Source organism: Microbacterium sp. ARD31, assembly GCF_031844425.1.
Window position 1 is genome coordinate 1 of record NZ_JAUZVE010000053.1, and the last position, 18646, is coordinate 18646.

19 protein-coding genes and 1 pseudogene are annotated in these 18646 nt (G+C 71.2%); 11 read left to right on the forward strand and 9 right to left on the reverse strand.

Going from position 1 to position 18646, the window contains the following annotated elements; genetic code table 11:
- Positions 1-346: pseudogene (locus Q9S36_RS44255) on the forward strand (SAM-dependent methyltransferase); the annotation flags it as partial.
- The gene (locus Q9S36_RS44260) at positions 343-1449 is read left to right on the forward strand and encodes a prenyltransferase (RefSeq protein WP_311291122.1); all 1107 of its coding nucleotides are present in this window, start codon (positions 343-345) and stop codon (positions 1447-1449) included. The pseudogene Q9S36_RS44255 and the gene Q9S36_RS44260, both read left to right, overlap by 4 nt.
- On the opposite strand, the gene Q9S36_RS44265 is transcribed toward Q9S36_RS44260, so the two are convergent.
- Positions 1411-2055 carry a class I SAM-dependent methyltransferase gene (locus Q9S36_RS44265; RefSeq protein WP_311291123.1) on the reverse strand — a complete coding sequence of 215 codons (645 nt, stop codon included), beginning with the start codon at positions 2053-2055 and terminating at the stop codon, positions 1411-1413. The genes Q9S36_RS44260 and Q9S36_RS44265 overlap by 39 nt on opposite strands.
- A 109-nt stretch (positions 2056-2164) precedes the next feature.
- Between Q9S36_RS44265 and Q9S36_RS44270 the strand changes: the two genes are divergently transcribed.
- Positions 2165-2506, forward strand: a complete 342-nt coding sequence (locus Q9S36_RS44270; protein WP_311291124.1) for a VOC family protein — start codon at positions 2165-2167, stop codon at positions 2504-2506.
- On the opposite strand, the gene Q9S36_RS44275 is transcribed toward Q9S36_RS44270, so the two are convergent.
- Positions 2503-3798 (reverse strand): alpha/beta hydrolase, encoded by a 1296-nt coding sequence (locus Q9S36_RS44275; protein WP_311291125.1) that lies wholly within the window; start codon positions 3796-3798, stop codon positions 2503-2505. The two genes, Q9S36_RS44270 and Q9S36_RS44275, sit on opposite strands and share 4 nt — an antisense overlap.
- Before the next feature lie 38 nt (positions 3799-3836).
- On the opposite strand from Q9S36_RS44275, the gene Q9S36_RS44280 reads away from it, so the two are divergent.
- Complete coding sequence (locus Q9S36_RS44280) at positions 3837-4727, forward strand: aminoglycoside phosphotransferase family protein (RefSeq protein ID WP_311291126.1); 891 nt, start codon at positions 3837-3839, stop codon at positions 4725-4727.
- A gap of 430 nt (positions 4728-5157) precedes the next feature.
- Positions 5158-5691 (forward strand): LLM class flavin-dependent oxidoreductase, encoded by a 534-nt coding sequence (locus Q9S36_RS51725; RefSeq protein ID WP_396653964.1) that lies wholly within the window; start codon positions 5158-5160, stop codon positions 5689-5691.
- A 231-nt stretch (positions 5692-5922) separates the two neighbouring features.
- Here Q9S36_RS51725 and Q9S36_RS44285 read toward each other — a convergent pair whose 3' ends face one another.
- Together Q9S36_RS44285 and Q9S36_RS44290 are read right to left on the reverse strand one after the other, a co-directional pair.
- Positions 5923-7047 carry a hypothetical protein gene (locus tag Q9S36_RS44285; RefSeq protein WP_311291127.1) on the reverse strand — a complete coding sequence of 375 codons (1125 nt, stop codon included), beginning with the start codon at positions 7045-7047 and terminating at the stop codon, positions 5923-5925.
- Positions 7048-7549: 502 nt separating this feature from the next.
- Complete coding sequence (locus Q9S36_RS44290; RefSeq protein WP_311291128.1) at positions 7550-8293, reverse strand: dienelactone hydrolase family protein; 744 nt, start codon at positions 8291-8293, stop codon at positions 7550-7552.
- Positions 8294-8418: 125 nt separating this feature from the next.
- On the opposite strand from Q9S36_RS44290, the gene Q9S36_RS44295 reads away from it, so the two are divergent.
- Positions 8419-9369, forward strand: a complete 951-nt coding sequence (locus Q9S36_RS44295; protein ID WP_311291129.1) for a zinc metalloprotease — start codon at positions 8419-8421, stop codon at positions 9367-9369.
- A 13-nt stretch (positions 9370-9382) separates the two neighbouring features.
- Here the strand turns inward: Q9S36_RS44295 and Q9S36_RS44300 are convergent, their stop codons facing one another.
- Positions 9383-10027 (reverse strand): sulfotransferase family 2 domain-containing protein, encoded by a 645-nt coding sequence (locus Q9S36_RS44300; RefSeq protein WP_311291130.1) that lies wholly within the window; start codon positions 10025-10027, stop codon positions 9383-9385.
- A gap of 85 nt (positions 10028-10112) precedes the next feature.
- Here Q9S36_RS44300 and Q9S36_RS44305 point away from each other — a divergent pair, with 85 nt between their 5' ends.
- Positions 10113-10775 (forward strand): hypothetical protein, encoded by a 663-nt coding sequence (locus Q9S36_RS44305; protein WP_311291131.1) that lies wholly within the window; start codon positions 10113-10115, stop codon positions 10773-10775.
- Here the strand turns inward: Q9S36_RS44305 and Q9S36_RS44310 are convergent.
- Positions 10769-11410, reverse strand: a complete 642-nt coding sequence (locus tag Q9S36_RS44310) for a sulfotransferase family 2 domain-containing protein (RefSeq protein WP_311291132.1) — start codon at positions 11408-11410, stop codon at positions 10769-10771. The two genes, Q9S36_RS44305 and Q9S36_RS44310, sit on opposite strands and share 7 nt — an antisense overlap.
- A 65-nt stretch (positions 11411-11475) precedes the next feature.
- Here Q9S36_RS44310 and Q9S36_RS44315 point away from each other — a divergent pair, with 65 nt between their 5' ends.
- The gene (locus Q9S36_RS44315; RefSeq protein ID WP_311291133.1) at positions 11476-12051 is read left to right on the forward strand and encodes a cytochrome b/b6 domain-containing protein; all 576 of its coding nucleotides are present in this window, start codon (positions 11476-11478) and stop codon (positions 12049-12051) included.
- Positions 12052-12055: 4 nt separating this feature from the next.
- On the opposite strand, the gene trxA is transcribed toward Q9S36_RS44315, so the two are convergent.
- The 3 genes from trxA to Q9S36_RS44330 are packed head-to-tail and all read right to left on the reverse strand — an operon-like array spanning position 12056 to position 14148.
- Positions 12056-12736: a thioredoxin gene (trxA, locus tag Q9S36_RS44320; RefSeq protein WP_311291134.1), complete on the reverse strand. Its 681-nt coding sequence runs from the start codon at positions 12734-12736 to the stop codon at positions 12056-12058.
- A gap of 24 nt (positions 12737-12760) precedes the next feature.
- On the reverse strand, positions 12761-13447 hold the full coding sequence (locus Q9S36_RS44325; RefSeq protein ID WP_311291135.1) for an MBL fold metallo-hydrolase: 687 nt from the start codon (positions 13445-13447) through the stop codon (positions 12761-12763).
- Positions 13444-14148 carry a maleylpyruvate isomerase family mycothiol-dependent enzyme gene (locus tag Q9S36_RS44330; protein ID WP_311291137.1) on the reverse strand — a complete coding sequence of 235 codons (705 nt, stop codon included), beginning with the start codon at positions 14146-14148 and terminating at the stop codon, positions 13444-13446. Before Q9S36_RS44330 ends, Q9S36_RS44325 begins: the two co-directional genes overlap by 4 nt.
- Positions 14149-14288: 140 nt before the next feature.
- On the opposite strand from Q9S36_RS44330, the gene uvrA reads away from it, so the two are divergent.
- The 3 genes from uvrA (at position 14289) to Q9S36_RS44345 (ending at position 18641) form a co-directional block, all read left to right on the forward strand.
- On the forward strand, positions 14289-17348 hold the full coding sequence (uvrA, locus tag Q9S36_RS44335) for an excinuclease ABC subunit UvrA (protein ID WP_396653965.1): 3060 nt from the start codon (positions 14289-14291) through the stop codon (positions 17346-17348).
- Between the two features lie 49 nt (positions 17349-17397).
- A complete protein-coding gene (locus Q9S36_RS44340) occupies positions 17398-17823 on the forward strand; it encodes a Rieske (2Fe-2S) protein (protein ID WP_311291139.1) in 426 nt (141 codons plus the stop codon).
- A gap of 116 nt (positions 17824-17939) precedes the next feature.
- Positions 17940-18641, forward strand: a complete 702-nt coding sequence (locus Q9S36_RS44345; protein WP_311291141.1) for a cytochrome c biogenesis CcdA family protein — start codon at positions 17940-17942, stop codon at positions 18639-18641.
- The last annotated feature ends 5 nt before the right edge of the window (positions 18642-18646 follow it).

Consider the following 18646-nt stretch of genomic DNA (forward strand, 5'->3'; position numbering starts at 1 on the left):
GAACTGGAAGCTGTCCGAGGACTACCACAACGTCGAGGGCGGCCACATCCGGATCTACACGCAGGAGGAGCTGGTCGACAAGGTCACGAAGGCGGGGATGACCTTCACCGGCAAGGACTACGCCCACGGACTGCACGCGCCCTACTGGTGGATCAAGTGCGCGGTCGGCGTGACCAACGACGACCACCCGCTCGCCAGGGCGTACCACAAGCTGCTGGTGTGGGAGATCATGGAGAACCCCCGGGCCCTCCAGCTCGCCGGCAAGGTGCTCGACCCCCTGATCGGCAAGAGCATGGTGCTGTACTTCACCAAGCCCGTGACCGGGCCGGCCGCCGCGGACGCATGAGCGCCACCCCGGCGATCGAGGACATCCTCACGCGCGGCCAGGTCGAGCAGACCGCCGCCACGATCGCCGCCGTCCAGGAGCCGTCCGGCGCGATCCCGTGGTCGGTCGGCGAGCACACCGACGTCTGGAACCACGTCGAGTCGGCCATGGCCCTCGTCGTCGGCGGGCAGCGCGAGGGGGCCGAGCGCGCCTACGCGTGGGTCCGCGACACGCAGCGCGCCGACGGCTCCTGGCCGATGAAGATCGTGGGCGGTGTCGTCGAGGACCACTCCGGCGAGACCAACATGTCGGCGTACGTCGCGGTGGGGGTGTGGCACCACTGGCTGGTGCTCCGCGACGAGGCCTTCGTCCGCACGATGTGGCCGACCGTGCGCCGTGCGCTGGACTTCGTGGTGTCGATGCAGCTGCCCTTCGGCGGCGTCGCCTGGTCGCAGGAGTGGCACGAGGGTGCGCCCGCGAAGGTCAACGAGGAGGCGCTGCTCGCGGGCTCGTCGAGCATCCACCACGCCCTGCGGGCCGGCGTCGCGCTCGCCGACCTGGTGGGCGAGCCGCAGGTCGAGTGGGAGCTCGCCGGCGGGCGGCTCGGCCACGCGCTGCGCGCGCACCGCGACCTGTTCCTCGACAAGTCCACCTTCTCGATGGACTGGTACTACCCGGTCCTCGGCGGTGCCGTGCGCGGGGAGGCGGCCCACGCGCTGCTGGCCGAGCGCTGGGACACCTTCGTGGAGCCCGGTCTGGGCATCCGTTGCGTGTCCGCCAACCCGTGGGTGACCGGCGCGGAGACCTGCGAGCTGGTGCTGGCGCTGGAGGCGATCGGCGACCGGGAGCGGGCGCTGCGGCTGCTCGCCGACATGCAGCACCTGCGCACCGACGAGGGCTCCTACTGGACCGGCTACGTCTTCCCCGACGACGTGAACTGGCCCCACGAGCAGACCACCTACACGGCAGCGGCGGTCGTCCTCGCGGTCGACGCGCTGTCCGACGGCACGCCGGGTGCCGACATCATGCGTGGCACCACGCTCGCGCCGGACTTCGCCGAGATCGGGCTCGAGTGCGGGTGCGACTCAGAGCGGGTCGCCGGCGTCGCCGGACGTACGGCGTAGCACCCGCATCGAGCCCAGGGCCTCCACCTCGGTGAACGCGTCGCTGGCCAGCGCCGGCAGGTAGATGTCCTCGTAGGGCGGCCGGCCGCCGTCGGCGGGGTCGGGGAAGACGTCGTGGACCACCAGCACCCCGTCGGCCGCGACCCAGTGGGCCCAGCCGCGGAAGTCGGCGCGGGCGGGCTCCTGGCCGTGGCCGCCGTCGATGAACAGCAACGACAGGGGAGTGCGCCACCACCGGCTCACCGTGGCGGACCGGCCGACGACGGCGACCACCTCGTCCTCGAGACCCGCGTCGGCGATCGTGCGCCGGAAGGTGGGCAGGGTGTCCATCAGCCCGAGGTCGGGGTCGACGAGGGAGTCGTCGTGGTGCTCCCAGCCGGCCTGGTTCTCCTCGGACCCGCGGTGGTGGTCGACGGTGAAGACCGTGCCGCCCACCTCGCGCGCAGCGGCGCCGAGCCAGATCGCGGACTTGCCGCAGTAGGTGCCGACCTCGAGCGCCGGGCCGTACGGCAGCCGCTCCCGCGCCCAGCGGTGCAGGAGGGCGCCCTCGTCCTCGGGCATGAAGCCCTTCGCGGCGCGGGCGTGGTCGAGCAGGTCGGCTGGCATCACGGCGTCATCACGGGGACGACCCTAGTGCGGTCACACCGGCGCGTTGCCGACCGTCAGGTGGGTGGGGGCGGCCACCGCCCCGTCCCACTCGACACAGGAGCACGTCATGAGCAACCACACCATCGTCATCCCCACCCCCGACCTCGCCGCCGCCACGGCCTTCTACAAGGTCGCGTGGGGTGCCGAGCCGCACACCGAGACGCCCTACTACGTGGGCTTCAACCTCGACGGGCAGAAGATCGGCCTCAACCCGAACGGTGAGCGCGACCAGATGACCGGCCCGGTCGTCTACTGGAGCACCGACGACCTCGAGGCGAAGGTCGCCGAGGTCGAGGCGGCGGGCGGGACCGTCGTACGACCCGTCACCGCGGTCGGCGGCGGCACCTCGCTGGCGCTGATGACGGACCCGGCAGGGAACCAGGTCGGCTTCATCACCCAGGCCGGCTAGCCCACGCGGTCGTCGAGCTCGGAGATCTCCTCGGGCTCGACGCCGCTGTCCGCCTCGAGGCCGTGCCGCCAGGTGTTCCAGTGCCAGGTGAGGTAGCGGTCGACGGCGCGGACGGCGTGGGCGCTGCGGATCGAGTGGAACACGTCGAAGGCGTGCTGGGCGCCCGGCACCTCGGCGTACACCACGGAGCTCCGCGAGGCGCGTCGCAGGTCGGCGACGAACATCCGGGCCTGCTCGACCGACACCAGGCTGTCGAGCTCGCCGTGGATGACGAAGAAGTCCGGCGCCTCCGGGGTGATCCGCAGGATCGGCGAGGCCGCCTCGTAGACCTCGGGCGCGTCCGTCCACGTCGTCTGCATGACCCGGGGACCGAGGAACGAGTCGCGCATCCCGATGGCGTTGGCGAGTCCGGTCGAGCCGGCCAGGTCGTAGACGCCGTAGAACGGCACGGCCGCCCGGACGCTGGTGTCGGCGTCCTCGAACCCCGGCTGGAACGCCGGGTCGCCGGGCGTCAGCGCCGCCAGCGCGGCCAGGTGGCCCCCGGCAGAGCCGCCCGTGATGACGAGGTAGTCGGGGTCGCCGCCGTGCTCGGCGATGTTGTCCTTGACCCATGCGATCGCCCGCTTGACGTCGACGACGTGCGCCGGCCACGGGTCGCGGGGGGCGAGGCGGTAGTTGATCGCGACGCAGACCCAGCCCTTGGTTGCCATCCGGTTCATCAGGGGCCGGCCCTGGTGCTCCTTCTCGCCGAGCGTCCAGGCGCCACCGTGCACCTGGAGCAGCACGGGCGCGTCCTTGATCGCGTCCTGGCCGGCCGGCAGGTAGATGTCGAGGTGGCCGCGCCGGCCGGCCTCGCTGTAGGGCAGGTTCCGGATCACCTTCACGCCGTCGTCGGCGAAGCTGAACGGGCGGGCCAGGCGTCGCCACGGCGTCGCGAGGTCGGCAGGCGAGGGGACCTCGTCGAGCTGCTCGACGTAGTCGACGCCGAGGCCCTGGACGAGCGCGTCCTCGAACCCGTCCTTCGCCTGCCGGCTCTGCCGGACGATGCGGGACAGGCCGAGGGCGCTCGCCCCGGCGAGGGCGAGCCCGGCCTTGGCCCGCCACCCGGCCCGTCGGCCCTTGGTCAGGTGCGTCACGGCGTCCACCGCGGTCAGCGCGAGCATCTGCGGCGCCGTCTCGCCGAAGACCCACCCGACAGGGAAGGCGGCGAGCCCGGAGCGGCGCCCGCGCGGCGGGCGGAGTGCGTTGGCGGTCAGGGCGGCGACGATGGCCTGGCGGCGCAGGAAACTCACGCGACCAAACCTACTCGTCGGTACTAGGTTGCCGTCCGATGAGTGGGATGCACGCAGACGAGATCGCGATCGACGACCGGACCGTACGCCGCCTGGTGGACGCCCAGCTCCCCGAGTGGGCCGGCCTGCCGCTGCGACGGCTCCCACCGATCGGCACCGACAACCAGCTGTTCCGGCTCGGCGAGGACCTGCTGGTGCGGATGCCGCGCATCGCCGGGCCGGCGGAGGCCGTGCTCTTCGAGCACACCTGGCTGCCCCGGATCGCGCCGCACCTCTCGCTGCCGATCCCGTCGCCCGTCGCCCTGGGGCTGCCCGGCGAGGGCTACCCGTGGCACTGGACGGTGGTGCCGTGGATCGAGGGGGCCAACCCGACGCCGGAGACCTTCGACCCCGAGAAGTGGGCGGTGTCGCTGGGGTCGTTCGTGAAGGAGTGCCGGGCGGTGCCCGGGCTGGGCGGCCCGGTCACGACCGAGGGCCGCGGCGCGCCGCTGGTCGCCCTGGACCCGTGGGTGCAGGAGTGGACCGCGAGGGCCGACCCCACGGAGGTCTCGCGCCACGCGGTGCTCGCGGTCTGGGCGGACGCCCTCGCCGCGCCGGCGTACGACGGCGAGCCCTGCTGGTTCCACGGCGACCTCCACGAGGGCAACCTGCTCGTCGCCGACGGCCGGCTGGCCGCGGTGATCGACTGGGGCGCCGCCGGTCGCGGCGACCCCGCGATCGAGCTGAACGCGATGTGGGGCTATCTGCCCGAGTCCGCGGCCGACCTCTACCGGACCACCGTCGGCCTCGACGAGGCGGCGTATCGCCGCGCGCGCGGCTTCGCGCTGGCGCCCTCGATCAGCGCCTCGACGTACTACCGCGAGACCGCGCCGCACATCGCGCGCGGCGCGCTGGAGACCGTGCGCCGGCTGATCGCCTCGCTGGGGTGACGAGCGCGACGGGCATCATCGGGCCATTTGACCACCCGCTGCGGACTGTTCGTCGCCCCTTTGACGAGCTCGCCGACCCAGGAGTGGCCGTTGAGCTCGCCGCGTCGGCCGACGCGGCCGGCTGGGCCGGCTTCTTGGTCTGGGGCCACCTGCTCTCACGGCGACCGGGCCAGCGACATCGCCGACGTCTGCACGTGCTGTGCGGCCGTGGCGATGCGCACCGAGCGCCTGCTGCTCGGGCCGATGGTCACGCCGCTGGCGCGGCGACGGCCACAGGTGCTGGCCCGGCAGGCGCCAGCCTGGCCGCGCTCTCGGGCGGACGGTTCGTGCTCAGCCTCGGCCTCGGCGACGACTGGATGGGGGAGTTCAGCACCTTCGGTGACGAGGCGGACCCGCGGACGCGCGGACGGATGCTCGACGAAGGCTCGCGGTGCTCTCCGGGCTGCTGTCCGGCGAGCAGGTGGACCACGCTGGCGAGCACTACTCCGCGCAGGACGTGCGGTTCCGTCCTGCGCCGCGGGTGCCAGTCTGGCTCGCTGGCCGCTACGGGAACCGGGCGCCTCTCCGGCGCGTAGCGGGCCACGAGGGGTATTTCGTGATCGGGCTCGACGGCCCGGCCGACCTCGACCGGGTCACCGCTGAGGTCGCCCAGCACGCCCCGCGGCCCGGCTTCTACGTGGTCGTCGACCTGCGGCCCGACCAGGACCCGGCCCATTGGCTGAACCGGGGCGCCTCGTGGGTCCTGACGCGCATCGCCCCTACAACATCGACCTCGACCGCGTGCGGGCGCTCGTGGACGCAGGATCGTGAGGAGATACTCGTTCCGTGCGTAAGAGCAACTTCCTGGTCGATGGCGTGTCGGGGACGGGCAAACCTCGGTCTGCCGCGAGCTGCAGCGATGCGGTCATCAGGCGTCAAGCCGGAGGAGCGCGACCTGGTCGTACGGCTCCCCCGGACGGACTAGGACGTTCCGGCCGGACCCGCCCCTCGAGAGGACCGTGCCGTTGCGGTCGCGGAGGTAGCGGTGGCCGTGGGGGCTGGTCCACTCGAGCGTCCCGGGCGCGGCGGCCGCTCGGGCCCTTGGCGACCCGAGATGCACCTTCACCCTCCACTGCGCGCGGACTGCGCCTCGAACCACCCCCCAGTTACGTTGCCAATTCATGTGAAGCGCGGGCTCAGCCGCGGCGGGTCTCCACTAGGCGCTGGGCGTCGATCCGCTAGCAGGCGTTCGCATAATGTTCGCCAGCGCTAGCAGTCCCGTTAGCGACTCGTCCTTGACGTGAGCCCCGCTCCCCGCGGTTAGGTGCGCCTGAAGCACCAATTGGCCCATGGTCATCATGAAACGCTGTTTCTCGCTTGGGTCGTGGATCTGATTGCTGTACGAGATCATCGTCCCCATCGCTGTGGACAAGTCATTCGCGCGCTGGCGCGCTAGGTCCCTGGAACGCGCACGCGCCAACACGACGCCGGCCACCGTGGCAAGGGCCGCAGTCGACGCAACGTGTGCACCAATGAGGCCAGCCTGCGAGTACTCTGGTCCCACGCCGCAATAGTGCAGGATCAAGGGAAGCACCGCGATGGCCGCGGCAACTCCCAGCACAGTTAGACCCCACTTCCATGCGGTCTTCGACTCACCCTCGTTGCGGTCCGCATCCGCCTTAAACAGTGCGTTGGTCGCGTCCGAGACAGTAGCCGAGACGAGAAGTCCTGCTTGCTTGGCGCTTGTCTCAAGCTCGTCCTTACGCTGGTTGATCTCAACGATGCTGCTTGCCGCGGTTGTCTGTACCTGATCGTGCTGGTGCTGAGCGGACACGATCAACACGTCCAATTCCGCCATCTTGTTCCTGGCGGTCGTCAGAAATGATTCCCAACCTGCAGCGGAAGTCGGCAACTGCCATGTCAGGCCCATGAGTTTCAGACCTTCAGTGGGTCGGCCTTGGGACAATAGATTCCATCCTTGTCCCACTGGATCCATGCCGAAGGGCGCTGGTGCGCTGTTCTCGAACAGCTCCATAGCCAGATCAGCCAAGTGTGGCCCGCTTGCTACGTGGGCCATCAAGTTGTTTGCGAGATAGGTGGCGACCCATGGCATGCCAAGTTCTAACGCTGTTCTAGCGTGCGGGATTGCTTGTTCGACACTGGGGTAGCCCGACTGCACAGAGAGCCAGCAGATCAATCCGACAGCCCAAGGCCTTTTCTCTTCTGCGTATGGGCGTAGAGCGTCGACGGCGGCTGGCTGGTTTCCCGAGTTCCAAAGCTGAAGAACGTTTTGAACTGTAGCGATATCTTCGGGTGTTGGTTCGGCGCCGAGGTTGCTCATGGCCGCATAGTAGGTGCCTCCTCGGACGATCGCTTCGATCTTCGCTATATGCCCTACTCAGGGTTGTCGCGGCATCTCCGACTTTCACTACGAGGATGTACGAAGAACTAGCCAAGTTGCTGGTGATCGTCTGTCCGCGTTGCTCGCGGTCTCGGCCTCGTCGGCCTCGTCGGCCTCGTCGTCCTCGTCGTCCTCGTCGTCCTCGTCGTCCTCGTCGTCCTGGTCGTGGTCGGGCTGGTAGACGTCGGCCTCGCGGGCGCGGCGGGCTCACCACGGGAAGAGGCAGGTGGGGTCGCGCAGGACGATCTTTTCTCGAATCCGGAAGGCCACGGATACTGGGAACGGCTGTGGACGCTGGATGGCCCGCACGTTTCGTGGCCTTAACGCCCCGAGTCGATGCAGTGGACGTCTCGGCACTGGCCCTCGCCGTAGTTCTCGATGATCCCGGTCTCGGGATACCGGTCGGCGACCTCGTGGGGTCCGCCTCCAGACCAGGGTCCTTTCAGGGGTGCAGCCGCTCGCCGAAGAAGTCGAGCACCGCGTCGACGGCGCGCTGCGAGCGCTGCTCGGTGACCGTGGAGTGGCCCTTGCCCTCGAGCTCGACCTTGATGAAGGCGTCGCCGATGAGCGAGGTGAGGGTCTCGAACCGGGTGCCCGGGAGCGGGTCGGAGGCGTAGCGGATGCCGAGGACGGCGCAGCCCGCGGCCGCGCGACGTCGTACGACCTCCGCGTCGGCGGGCGAGAGATTGAGGTCGGCGGCGCGGCCCGGGAGGCCGATGAACGGGACGCTGGGCTGGCAGACGACCGGCGCCACGGTGGACTCGTCGACCATCATCGCCAGCGCGAACCCGCCGGTGAAGCACATCCCGAGGGCGCCCACGCCCGGCCCGCCGACCTCTGCGTGCAGCGCGCGGGCGAGGGAGCGCAGCCATCCTGCGACCGGCGTAGTCTCGCCGCGGGCGATCGTCGTGAGCTCACGGCTGATGCAGACCCGCGGGAAGACCCGCGCGACGTCGAGGTTGCTGAACTCCCGTCCGGCCGGCCCGAACAGGTGGGGGAGCAGCACCGTGTAGCCGGCGTCGACGAGCTCCTCGCCGAACCGGATCACGCCCGCGGTGAGGCCGGGCATCTCGTGGACGACGACGACCCCCGGGCCGCTGCCGCGCCGCCAGACCGGGTGCGTCGTCGGGGTGCCGGCGACGTCGGCGGTGTGCTCGGATCGGGTCCAGGAGTCGAGTGCGTCCACGGCGGAAGGGTCGCAGCCCCGCCCTGCGGAGGGAAGAGGCGAGGGAAGGGCGAAGGCCCTGTCCATTTCCTGACCGTCCGGTTAGGTTGCTGGCACCTACCTCCCAACAGACAGGTGATCTCGGAATGCACCACTCCCGTCTCCTCCGCTCCGTCGTGGTGACCGGCTCGATGGCGCTCGCCGCCACCACCCTCTCGGCCACCGCCGCCGTGCCGGCCACCGCCCTCGCTCCGTCCCCGCAGGCGGCTGCCTGCGCCGACGACCACAGCGAGTCGGCGTCGGCCCGGGTCCGCGAAGGGTCCAAGCAGCTCGAGCCCCAGCTGTTCGCGGGCCAGGGCGACCAGTACCTCAGCCTCGCCGACGCCAGCACCCTCGCCGCGGGGGCGGTCACCGTCCCGACGTACTTCCACGTCGTCCTCCCCGCCGCCGAGCAGGGCAACGGCTCGGCCGCCGAGGACCGGCTCACCTCGCTGGTCAACGCCCAGGTCGACGTGCTCAACGAGGCCTACGCCGGCCGCACCGGCACGCAGTCGTCGGCCGCCACGCCCTTCCGGTTCGCCCTCCAGCGCATCGACTTCTCCTACAACGACGCCTGGTACGGCGTGGTCCCTGGCAACGTCGAGAAGCAGATGAAGGCCGCCACCCGCGTCGGTGGCAAGGACACGCTCAACGTGTGGACCGCGAACATCGGCGACGACCTGCTCGGCTGGGCGACCTTCCCCACGAGGAAGCTCAGCAGCAACGACGGCGTCGTGATCCTCGACGAGTCGATGCCGGGAGGCACCGCCGGGAAGTACGCGCTCGGCGACACCCTGACCCACGAGGTCGGCCACTGGCTGGCGCTCTTCCACACCTTCGAGGGCGGCTGCAAGGGCAAGGGCGACCAGGTCGCCGACACGCCCGCGGAGGCGACCCCGCAGTTCGACTGCCCGACCGGCGCCGACACGTGCACCGCACCGGGCCTCGACCCGATCCACAACTACATGGACTACACGCAGGACTCCTGCATGTACCAGTTCACCTCCGGCCAGGTCGCCCGGATGAGCGACGCCTGGCAGCAGTACCGCGCGAGCTGACGCCCGGCCGGTCTCAGAACGTGTAGCCGAAGGCGTCGAGGTCCGCTGCGTAGACCTCGGCGACCTTCGCACGCGTCGCGTCGGTGTAGTAGTCGCGGTAGCTGCCGTGGGGGGACTTGTTCCGGTGCGGGACGCGGGTCGGCTCGCCGCCGAGCCGCCGCTCGACCTGCTGCAGGTCCTCGGCGAAGCTCTCGGTGCGTCCGACGAAGTCGACCTCGCGGCCGGGCGCGCGCAGGTAGTCCACCTGCGGGCGCCCGACCCGCGGGAGCTCCTCGGTGCCGCGCAGCACGAACTCCTCGAAGCCGGAGTACGCCGCCGCGGCGCGCCACATGTCGTTGCCGCGCATCCGCTCGGCCGCGGCGCCCTGCGGCTTGCCGCTCGCGGGGCCGTGGGCGAGGTCCCAGTCGTGGATCATCGACCACCACGACACCATGCGCGCCCACGGGTTGCGGACGAAGGCGAAGGACCAGTAGTCGGCGACCTGCGGCTCCGCGCGCAGGATCCGCTCGTACGGCGCGTGCCGGCCCAGCGGCGGCCTCACGCCCGGGGTCTTGCTGCGCGCGTCGGGGCAGCAGCGGGCGAACGCCACCCCGACCGACACCCCGCCCGTCTTGGGCACGTGCACGAACAGTGCCCGCTTGGAGTCGGAGATCAGCACGGGCGCGAGGCTAGCCCACGCACCCGTGGCAGGCCCCACCGACAGGGCGGTCGGGAGGAGCGGTCGATGGGGGATGATCGGGCGCGTGATGACGTTCCTCGGCCTCGGCGCCGGCCGCGACTTCGTGCTGCTCGCCCTGCCGAAGACCGCCAGCACGTCGCTGGAGCGCACGCTGTCGCCGTACGCCACCGAGGTCGTCGCGGCACCGCCCGGCCAGAAGCACCTGCCGGCGCGCGGCTTCGTCCACACCAAGGCGCACGACCTGGCCGCGCAGGGCCACCCGCGCGAGTCCTACGAGCTGGTCACGATGTTCCGCGAGCCGATCGCCTGGCTGGAGTCGTGGTGGCGCTACCGCGCCCGCGAGGACAGCCGGCAGTCGACCGCCGACCTCACCTTCGACGAGTTCGCCCGCCTCTACCTCGCCGGCGACGGCGACGCCCCCGTGCCCAAGGGGCGCCCGGCGAGGTTCATCCACGCCCAGGGCGCCGTCGCGGTGGACCGGGTCCTCAGCGTCGAGCGCCCCGACGTCTGGGCGGCGTGGTTCGGCGAGCGGCTCGGCGTGCCGCTGGAGTTCGAGCGCCGCAACGCCTCGACCGCCGAGCGGGGCGACCTGGGCGAGGAGACGCGCGCCGCGCTGGTCGCTCACTTCGCCCCGGAGTACGACGTGTGGCGCCGGCTCGAGGCGACCGGCCAGTGGTCGGGCGCCCGCGGGACGGTCCTGCCGGACCTGTCGGGGACGGCTCAGTAGGTGTAGCCGAAGAGGTCGATGTCCTCGGCGTAGACCTCGGCGACCCGCTTGCGGGTCTCGTCGGTGTAGTAGTCGTGGTAGGTCCCGTGCTTGGACTTGTTCTTGTGCACGGGCGTCGACGGCTCGAGGCCGAGGTGGACCTGCACCTGCTGCAGGTCGGCGACGAAGTTCTCCGTGCGACCGATGAAGTCGACCTCACGGTCGAGCTTGGGCGCCCGGAGGTAGCGGATCTGCGGCACGCCGACGCGCGGCAGCTCCTCGGTGCCACGCATCACGAACTCGTCGAAGCCGGAGTACGCCGCCGCGGCGCGCCACATGTCGTTGCCGTCGCGCATCGAGCCGTGCTTCACGTCCTGCGGCTTGCCGCTGCTCGGGCCGTGCCGCCGGTCCCAGGCGGAGATCATGGAGTACCACGACACCATCCGCGCCCACGGGTTCCGCACGAAGCCGAACGTCCAGTAGTCGACGACCTGCGGTTCGTGCTTGATGATCTTGCCGAGCGTCGCGTGACGGCCGATCGGGACGCGCGCCTTCCGTGCGTCGGGGCAGGCCTCCTTGACCGTCTCCTCGACCGAGACGCCGCCCGTCTTGGGGACGTGGACGAAGAGGACCTTCCGGGAGTCGCTGATCAGCACGCGCCGAGGCTATCCCACCCGGGGGAGGGGCCCGGCACCTCGTCGGCAGCCTCTAGCATCGCCGGATGTCCGACCCCACCGGTCCTGCCAGCGCCGTCCGCGGCTACCGCGGATCGCAGAAGCTGCTGCACTGGCTGACGGTCCTCGCGGTGGCCGCCCAGCTCGTCGTCGGCTACAACCTCGACCTCGACGACGGGTGCGACCCGCCGGGGGAGGAGCTCAGCGGTGGCGACACCAGCGACGCGTTCGAGGACCGGCTCGACCGGCTCGAGGACGCGTGCGAGGCACGCGCCGACTCCTACGACCTGGTCGGCGGCGGCTTCGACCTCGCGGAGCTGCACCTCGTGCTGGGCCTGACCGTGCTGGCGCTGGGCGTGGTGCGTCCGCTGTGGCGGCGGGTCGCCGGGCTCCCGCCGTGGTCGGAGCACCTCTCGGCGGCGCAGCGGCGGCTCGCCACGTGGACGGAGCGCGCCCTCATGTCGCTGCTGGTGCTGGTCCCGCTGTCCGGGCTGGTGCTGGTCGGCACCGGCGACGACGCCTGGCTCCCGCTGCACATCGGCGCCCACATCGCCTTCTTCGCCGCGCTCGCGGCGCACCTGTCCACGAACCTGCGCCCGGCGGTGCTGCGCCGGATGCTCTAGCGGCTCAGCGCTCGAGCGGCCAGCCGCGCTGGGCCCAGCCACCGGTGCCGCCGGCGACGTTGACGGCCGGCACGCCCTGGGCGCGCAGGTGGTCCACGACCTGGCGGCTGCGCCCGCCGGACTGGCAGACCACGAAGACGGGCTGGTCGGTGGGGAGCTCCGCCACGCGTCCGGGCACCTCGTTCATCGGGATGTGGACCGCTCCGGGCACGCGGCCGCCGGCCACTTCGTCGGCCTCGCGGACGTCGACGACGTACGCACCCTGGCTGTGGGCCGCGGCGAAGTCGTCGAGGCCGACCTCGTCCTGCGGGCCGTTGGCGGCGGCCTCCTGCGCGGCCTGCATCTCCTGGCGTACGGCATCCATGTCGAGCTCGCGGGCCTGCCGGATCACGTCGTCGAGCGCCTGGGGCGGCAGGGCGCCGGCCTGGTTGAAGAGCAGGAGGCCGTCGCGGAACAGCATGAGGGTCGGGATCGAGGTGATCGCCGCCATCTGGCTCAGCTGCTGCTCGGCCTCGGTGTCGACCTTGCCGAAGACCATGTCGGGGTTGGCCTCGGACGCTTTCTCGAACACCGGCGCGAACTGGCGGCACGGACCGCACCACGCGGCCCAGAAGTCCACGAGGACGATGCCCTCGCCGCTCACGGTCTGCTCGAAGTCGGCCAGGGTCAGCTCACGCGTGCTCATGCGCCCAGCCTGCCACGACGGGGGTCACCAGCCCCGCTCGCGCCATTCCGCCAGGTGGGGGCGCTCGTCGCCGAGCACCCCGTCGTCGCCGTGGCCGGGGTAGAACCACGTCTCGTCGGGGAGCCGGTCGAAGATCTTCGTCTCGACGTCGTCGATGAGCTGGGCGAAGGCCTCGGCGTCGCCGAAGGTGGCTCCCACGCCGCCGGGGAACAGGCAGTCGCCCGTGAACAGGTGGGGCGTGGGGGCGACCTGGGTGTCGTCGAGCAGCAGGCAGATCGAGCCGGGCGTGTGGCCGGCGACCGGGATCACGCGCAGGTCGCAGGTGCCGACGGCGACCTTGTCGCCCTCGCCGACCCGACGGTCGACCGTGACACCGGTCTGCTCCTCGATGGCGTCGGCGTCGGGGACCCCGGCGACGACGATGGCCCCGGGGTGCGCGGCCTTGACGGCCGCCAGCGCGCGGTGGTGGTCCCAGTGCTGGTGGGTCGTGACGATCGAGGTGAGGGTGCGGTCGCCGACCAGCTCGAGCAGGCGCGACGGCTCGGCCGCGGCGTCGACGAGCACGACCTCGTCGGTCTCGGCGCAGTGCAGCAGGTAGCAGTTGTTCGACATCTGCTCGTCGACCGCGACCTTGGTGAGCGTCAGGCAGCCCAGCGTGCGGACGTCGGGGTCCCCACCCGGGGAGACCGTGCCGGTGTAGGTGTCGTTCACCACGCCTCCATCTCCGGCAGCGTGCCGGTGTCGGACGTCAGGCCCTCTCCCGACCCGCGACCGGTGAGCCACCAGCCCAGCGCGGCCGCCGTACCGGTGACGACGGGGCCGCCGTCACCCTCTCCGTAGTCCCAGGTGCCGTCGAGGTCGGTCGGCCGCACGGTGAACGCCTCGCGCGTGGTGAACTTCGTCAGCGAGTCGAGCAGGACGCGCCGGAAGTCCGCCTCCCAGTCGTCGGGGCCGTAGCCGGCGTCGAGGTCGGCGTGGTGGATCTCCACCTCGCGCACCCGCATGAGCGGGACGTTGGCGAGCGCGATCGACCGGCCGCCGGGCGTGCGGTCGAACCGGCCCTCCCAGTCGGCCGGCGCCATGGCCTCGAGCGCCTCGGTGAAGCGTCCGGTCGCGGCGAGGAGGCGCTCGCGGAGCTCGGTCGGCGCCACGCCTGCGAGCTCCTCGATGTCGGCGTCGCGAGCCTCCTGGGAGGCGTACATCGTCGGCGGGTCGCCGAGGTGGGCACCGTGCAGGACGCCGGCGAGCGCCTCGGCGTTCAGCGTGACGTGGGCGACGACGTGGGCACGGGTCCAGCCGGGCAGGAGCGACGGCTCGGCGTACGCCGGGTCGGGCAGGCCGTCGACGGTGCGGATCAGCTCCCGGTCGGCCCGCGCCAGGAGATCGGGGGAGAGGCCAGTGAGGTCGGTCACGCGACCCATCGTGCCACCTCGTCGTGACCCACCCGGTCGGGTGACGGATGGGCCCGTTGTCGGTGCTGCGACATAGGGTGGTAGAGCGTGTCGGTTTGACCCCGACCCTCCATCGAGACGAACATGTGTTCGACTCTGCCATGCTCCCACGAACGAGGACCACTGTGGCCGACCAGCTCATCATCCGGGGCGCCCGCGAGCACAACCTGAAGGACGTGTCGCTCGACCTCCCGCGGGACTCCCTCATCGTCTTCACCGGCCTGTCCGGCTCGGGCAAGTCCAGCCTCGCGTTCGACACCATCTTCGCCGAGGGCCAGCGCCGCTACGTCGAGTCGCTGTCCGCCTACGCGCGCCAGTTCCTCGGTCAGATGGACAAGCCCGACGTCGACTTCATCGAGGGCCTCAGCCCGGCGGTCAGCATCGACCAGAAGTCCACCTCGAAGAACCCGCGCTCGACCGTGGGCACGATCACCGAGGTCTACGACTACCTCCGCCTCCTCTACGCCCGCGCCGGTCGGGCGCACTGCCCGACCTGCGGCGCGCCCATCGAGCGCCAGACGCCGCAGCAGATCGTCGACCGCGTCCTCGCCCTCGAGGAGGGCCGTCGCTTCCAGGTCCTCGCGCCGGTCATCCGCGGCCGCAAGGGCGAGTACGTCGAGCTCTTCCGCCAGCTCCAGCAGCAGGGGTTCAGCCGTGCGCGGGTCGACGGGCAGACGCACTCCCTCGACGAGCCGCCGACCCTCGACAAGAAGCTCAAGCACACCATCGAGGTCGTGGTCGACCGGCTCGCGGTGAAGGAGTCCTCCAAGCGCCGCCTGACCGACTCGGTCGAGACCGCGCTCGGCCTCGCCGGCGGCCTCGTCGTGTTCGACTTCGTCGACCTCGACGACAAGGACCCGCACCGCGAGATGCGGTTCTCCGAGAAGATGGCGTGCCCCAACGACCACCCCATCGACACCGACGACCTCGAGCCGCGCTCGTTCTCGTTCAACTCGCCGTTCGGGGCCTGCCCGGTCTGCTCCGGCCTCGGCACGAAGATGGAGGTCGACCCCGAGCTGGTCGTCCCCGACCCGGGCGCGACGCTCGGCGAGGGTGCCATCGCGCCGTGGAGCGGCGCCCACGTCGCCGACTACTTCCTCCGGCTGGTCAACGCGCTGGGCGAGGAGCTCGGCTTCGACCTCAACACCCCGTGGGACCAGCTCTCCTCGCACGCGCGCACCTCGCTGCTGGAGGGCCACAAGACCAAGGTCCACGTCGTCACCAAGAACCGCTACGGCCGCCAGCGCGCCTACTACGCCGCGTTCGAGGGCGTGCGCCCCTACGTCGAGCGCCGCCACCGCGAGGCGGAGTCCGACACGAGCCGGGAGCGCTTCGAGGGCTTCATGCGCGAGGTCCCGTGCCCGGCCTGCAAGGGCACCCGCCTCAAGCCCGTCTCGGTCTCGGTGACCCTCGGTCCGAAGGACAAGGGCGGCAAGAACATCGCCGAGGTCTGCGCGCTGCCGATCAACGAGACGGCCGACTACCTCCGCAACCTCGACCTCAGCGTGCGCGAGCGCCAGATCGGCGAGCGGGTGCTCAAGGAGATCCAGGAGCGGCTCCAGTTCCTCCTCGACGTCGGCCTCGACTACCTCTCCCTCGACCGGCCCAGCGGGTCGCTGTCGGGCGGCGAGGCGCAGCGCATCCGCCTCGCCACCCAGATCGGCGCCGGCCTCGTGGGCGTGCTCTACGTCCTCGACGAGCCGTCGATCGGCCTGCACCAGCGCGACAACCACCGCCTCATCGAGACCCTCGTCCGGCTCAAGGACCTCGGCAACACCCTGATCGTCGTCGAGCACGACGAGGACACCGTGCGGGTGGCCGACTGGGTGGTCGACATCGGGCCGGGCGCCGGCGAGCACGGCGGCCAGGTGGTGCACTCGGGCTCCGTCGAGGACCTGCTGACCCACCCCGACTCGATGACCGGCCAGTACCTCAGCGGTCGCCGCGAGATCCCCATCCCCGCCGTCCGCCGTCCGCGCACGGTCGGCCGCGAGCTCAAGGTGCACGGCGCCCGCGAGCACAACCTGCAGAACGTCGACGTCAGCTTCCCGCTCGGCGTCTTCTGCGCCGTCACCGGCGTCTCGGGCTCGGGCAAGTCGACGCTGGTCAACGACATCCTCTACACCTCACTGGCCAAGCAGATCTACAACGCGCGCGCCGTCCCCGGCCGCCACACGAAGATCACCGGCCTCGAGCACGTCGACAAGGTCATCCACGTCGACCAGTCGCCGATCGGCCGCACGCCGCGGTCCAACCCGGCGACCTACACCGGTGTCTTCGACCACATCCGCCGCCTCTTCGCCTCGACCCCCGAGGCCAAGATGCGGGGCTACCTCCAGGGACGCTTCTCGTTCAACGTCAAGGGCGGCCGCTGCGAGGCGTGCTCGGGCGACGGCACGATCAAGATCGAGATGAACTTCCTGCCGGACGTCTACGTCCCGTGCGAGGTGTGCCACGGCGCCCGCTACAACCGCGAGACGCTCGAGGTCCACTACAAGGGCAAGACGATCGCTGAGGTGCTCGACATGCCGATCGAGGAGGCAGCCGAGTTCTTCGCCGCGGTCCCCGCGATCGCGCGCCACATGAACACCCTGCAGGAGGTCGGCCTCGGCTACGTCCGCCTCGGGCAGCCGGCCACCACCCTGTCCGGCGGCGAGGCGCAGCGCGTCAAGCTCGCCAGCGAGCTGCAGAAGCGGTCCACGGGCCGCACGGTCTACGTCCTCGACGAGCCGACCACCGGCCTGCACTTCGAGGACATCCGCAAGCTGCTCGGTGTCCTGTCCAGCCTGGTCGACAAGGGCAACACGGTGCTGGTGATCGAGCACAACCTCGACGTCATCAAGACCGCGGACTGGCTCGTCGACATGGGCCCCGAGGGCGGCTCGCGCGGCGGCACGGTCGTCGCCGAGGGCACGCCCGAGGAGGTCGCTGCGGTGCCCGAGAGCCACACCGGCACCTTCCTCGCGCCGATCCTCGAGGGACGTGCGGCCAAGCAGCCGGGCAAGCCCCGTCGGGCGACCGCGGCCGCCGCCTCGGCGCCGGGGCGCGCCACGGCCACGAAGAAGACGGCCGCGAAGAAGACGGCCGCCACGAAGGCGCCGGCGAAGAAGGCGGCGCCGCGGAAGGCCACCGCAAAGAAGACGAGCGCGAAGCGGGCGTAGGCGGCGTCGTCACAGGCTCCTCTCAGGACCGCTGGCTACTGTCCCCGCCATGACTGCGATCAACCGACGTCGTGCCCTGACCGGCTCCGCCGCCGTCGCCGTGGGGGTGCCGGTCCTCGCCGCCTGCGGCTCCGACAGCTCTGACGCCGATGACTCGACGGGGTCGGGCGACGCGGGGGGCACGCCGGGGGAGGAGCTGGCGGCCGTCGCCGACGTACCGGTCGGGGGCTGCTTCGTGGTCTCCGGGGCCAAGGTCGTGGTGACCCAGCCGACCGAGGGCGACTTCAAGGCGTTCACGGCCGTCTGCACCCACCGGGGCTGCCTGGTCGAGTCGAGCACCGAGGGCGACATCCCCTGCCCGTGCCACAGCAGCAAGTTCTCGCTCGACGACGGCTCGCCCCTCTCGGGCCCCGCCACCGCGGCGCTCGAGGAAGTCGAGATCACCGTCTCGGGCGACTCGATCACCCGGGCCTGAGGGGACCGCTCCCCGGTCGTCGCCGTACGTCCCGCTTCGTCGGCGAGGCGCGCGCAGGACTACCATCGGGGAGCGGGCACGACCAGCAGGAGGACGACATCAGCGACAACCTGGTGGTGGCGACACCCCTCGCGCTGCTCGCGGGCTTCGTGTCGTTCTTCTCCCCGTGCATCCTGCCGCTGGTGCCGGCGTACCTCTCCTACGCGACCGGCCTCGCCGTCTCCGACATCGCGGACGGCGTCGCCCGGCGCGGGCGGATGCTGACCGGCTCGCTGCTGTTCGTGTCGGGGTTCGGCGTCGTCTTCGTCGCCCTCGGCGTCGCCGCGGGGAGCCTGGGCTGGTTCACCTGGCGGCACATGGACTCGTTCACGATCGTCCTGGGCGTCCTGATGATCCTCTCGGGCCTGGTCTTCCTCGGCCTGGTGCCGCTGCGGGGCACCGCGATCGGCGTCAAGGGCCTGCCGGGGGTGGGCCTCGGCTTCGCGCCCGTCCTGGGCGCGATGTTCGCCGTGGTCTGGCTGCCGTGCGTCGGGCCGGTGCTGGGAGCGATCCTCACCATGGCGTCGTCCTCCACCTCGCCGGTGCAGGGTGGTCTGCTGCTGGCCGTCTACACCGTCGGGTTCGGCCTGCCGTTCGTGGCGGCCGCGCTCATGTGGCACGTCGCCCTCCGTGCCTTCCGGCTGATCAGCAACCACCGGCGCACCGTCAACGCCGTCGCCGGCCTGGCGATGGTGGGCATCGGCGTCGCCATGCTCCTCGGCTGGTGGACCTGGTTCACCCAGTGGGCGCAGCTCCAGGCCGTCAACCTCCTGTACTGACCCCA

What these genes read in the sequence shown, in the direction of transcription:
- uvrA (WP_396653965.1), top strand. Translation starts at nt 14,289, where the DNA reads ATGCTCCCACGAACGAGGACCACTGTGGCCGACCAGCTCATCATCCGG.
- Q9S36_RS44270 (WP_311291124.1), top strand. Translation starts at nt 2,165, where the DNA reads ATGAGCAACCACACCATCGTCATCCCCACCCCCGACCTCGCCGCCGCC.
- Q9S36_RS44265 (WP_311291123.1), bottom strand. Translation starts at nt 2,055, where the DNA reads ATGCCAGCCGACCTGCTCGACCACGCCCGCGCCGCGAAGGGCTTCATG.
- Q9S36_RS44340 (WP_311291139.1), top strand. Translation starts at nt 17,398, where the DNA reads ATGACTGCGATCAACCGACGTCGTGCCCTGACCGGCTCCGCCGCCGTC.
- Q9S36_RS44260 (WP_311291122.1), top strand. Translation starts at nt 343, where the DNA reads ATGAGCGCCACCCCGGCGATCGAGGACATCCTCACGCGCGGCCAGGTC.
- Q9S36_RS44315 (WP_311291133.1), top strand. Translation starts at nt 11,476, where the DNA reads ATGTCCGACCCCACCGGTCCTGCCAGCGCCGTCCGCGGCTACCGCGGA.
- Q9S36_RS44295 (WP_311291129.1), top strand. Translation starts at nt 8,419, where the DNA reads ATGCACCACTCCCGTCTCCTCCGCTCCGTCGTGGTGACCGGCTCGATG.
- Q9S36_RS44280 (WP_311291126.1), top strand. Translation starts at nt 3,837, where the DNA reads ATGAGTGGGATGCACGCAGACGAGATCGCGATCGACGACCGGACCGTA.
- trxA (WP_311291134.1), bottom strand. Translation starts at nt 12,736, where the DNA reads ATGAGCACGCGTGAGCTGACCCTGGCCGACTTCGAGCAGACCGTGAGC.
- Q9S36_RS44285 (WP_311291127.1), bottom strand. Translation starts at nt 7,047, where the DNA reads ATGAGCAACCTCGGCGCCGAACCAACACCCGAAGATATCGCTACAGTT.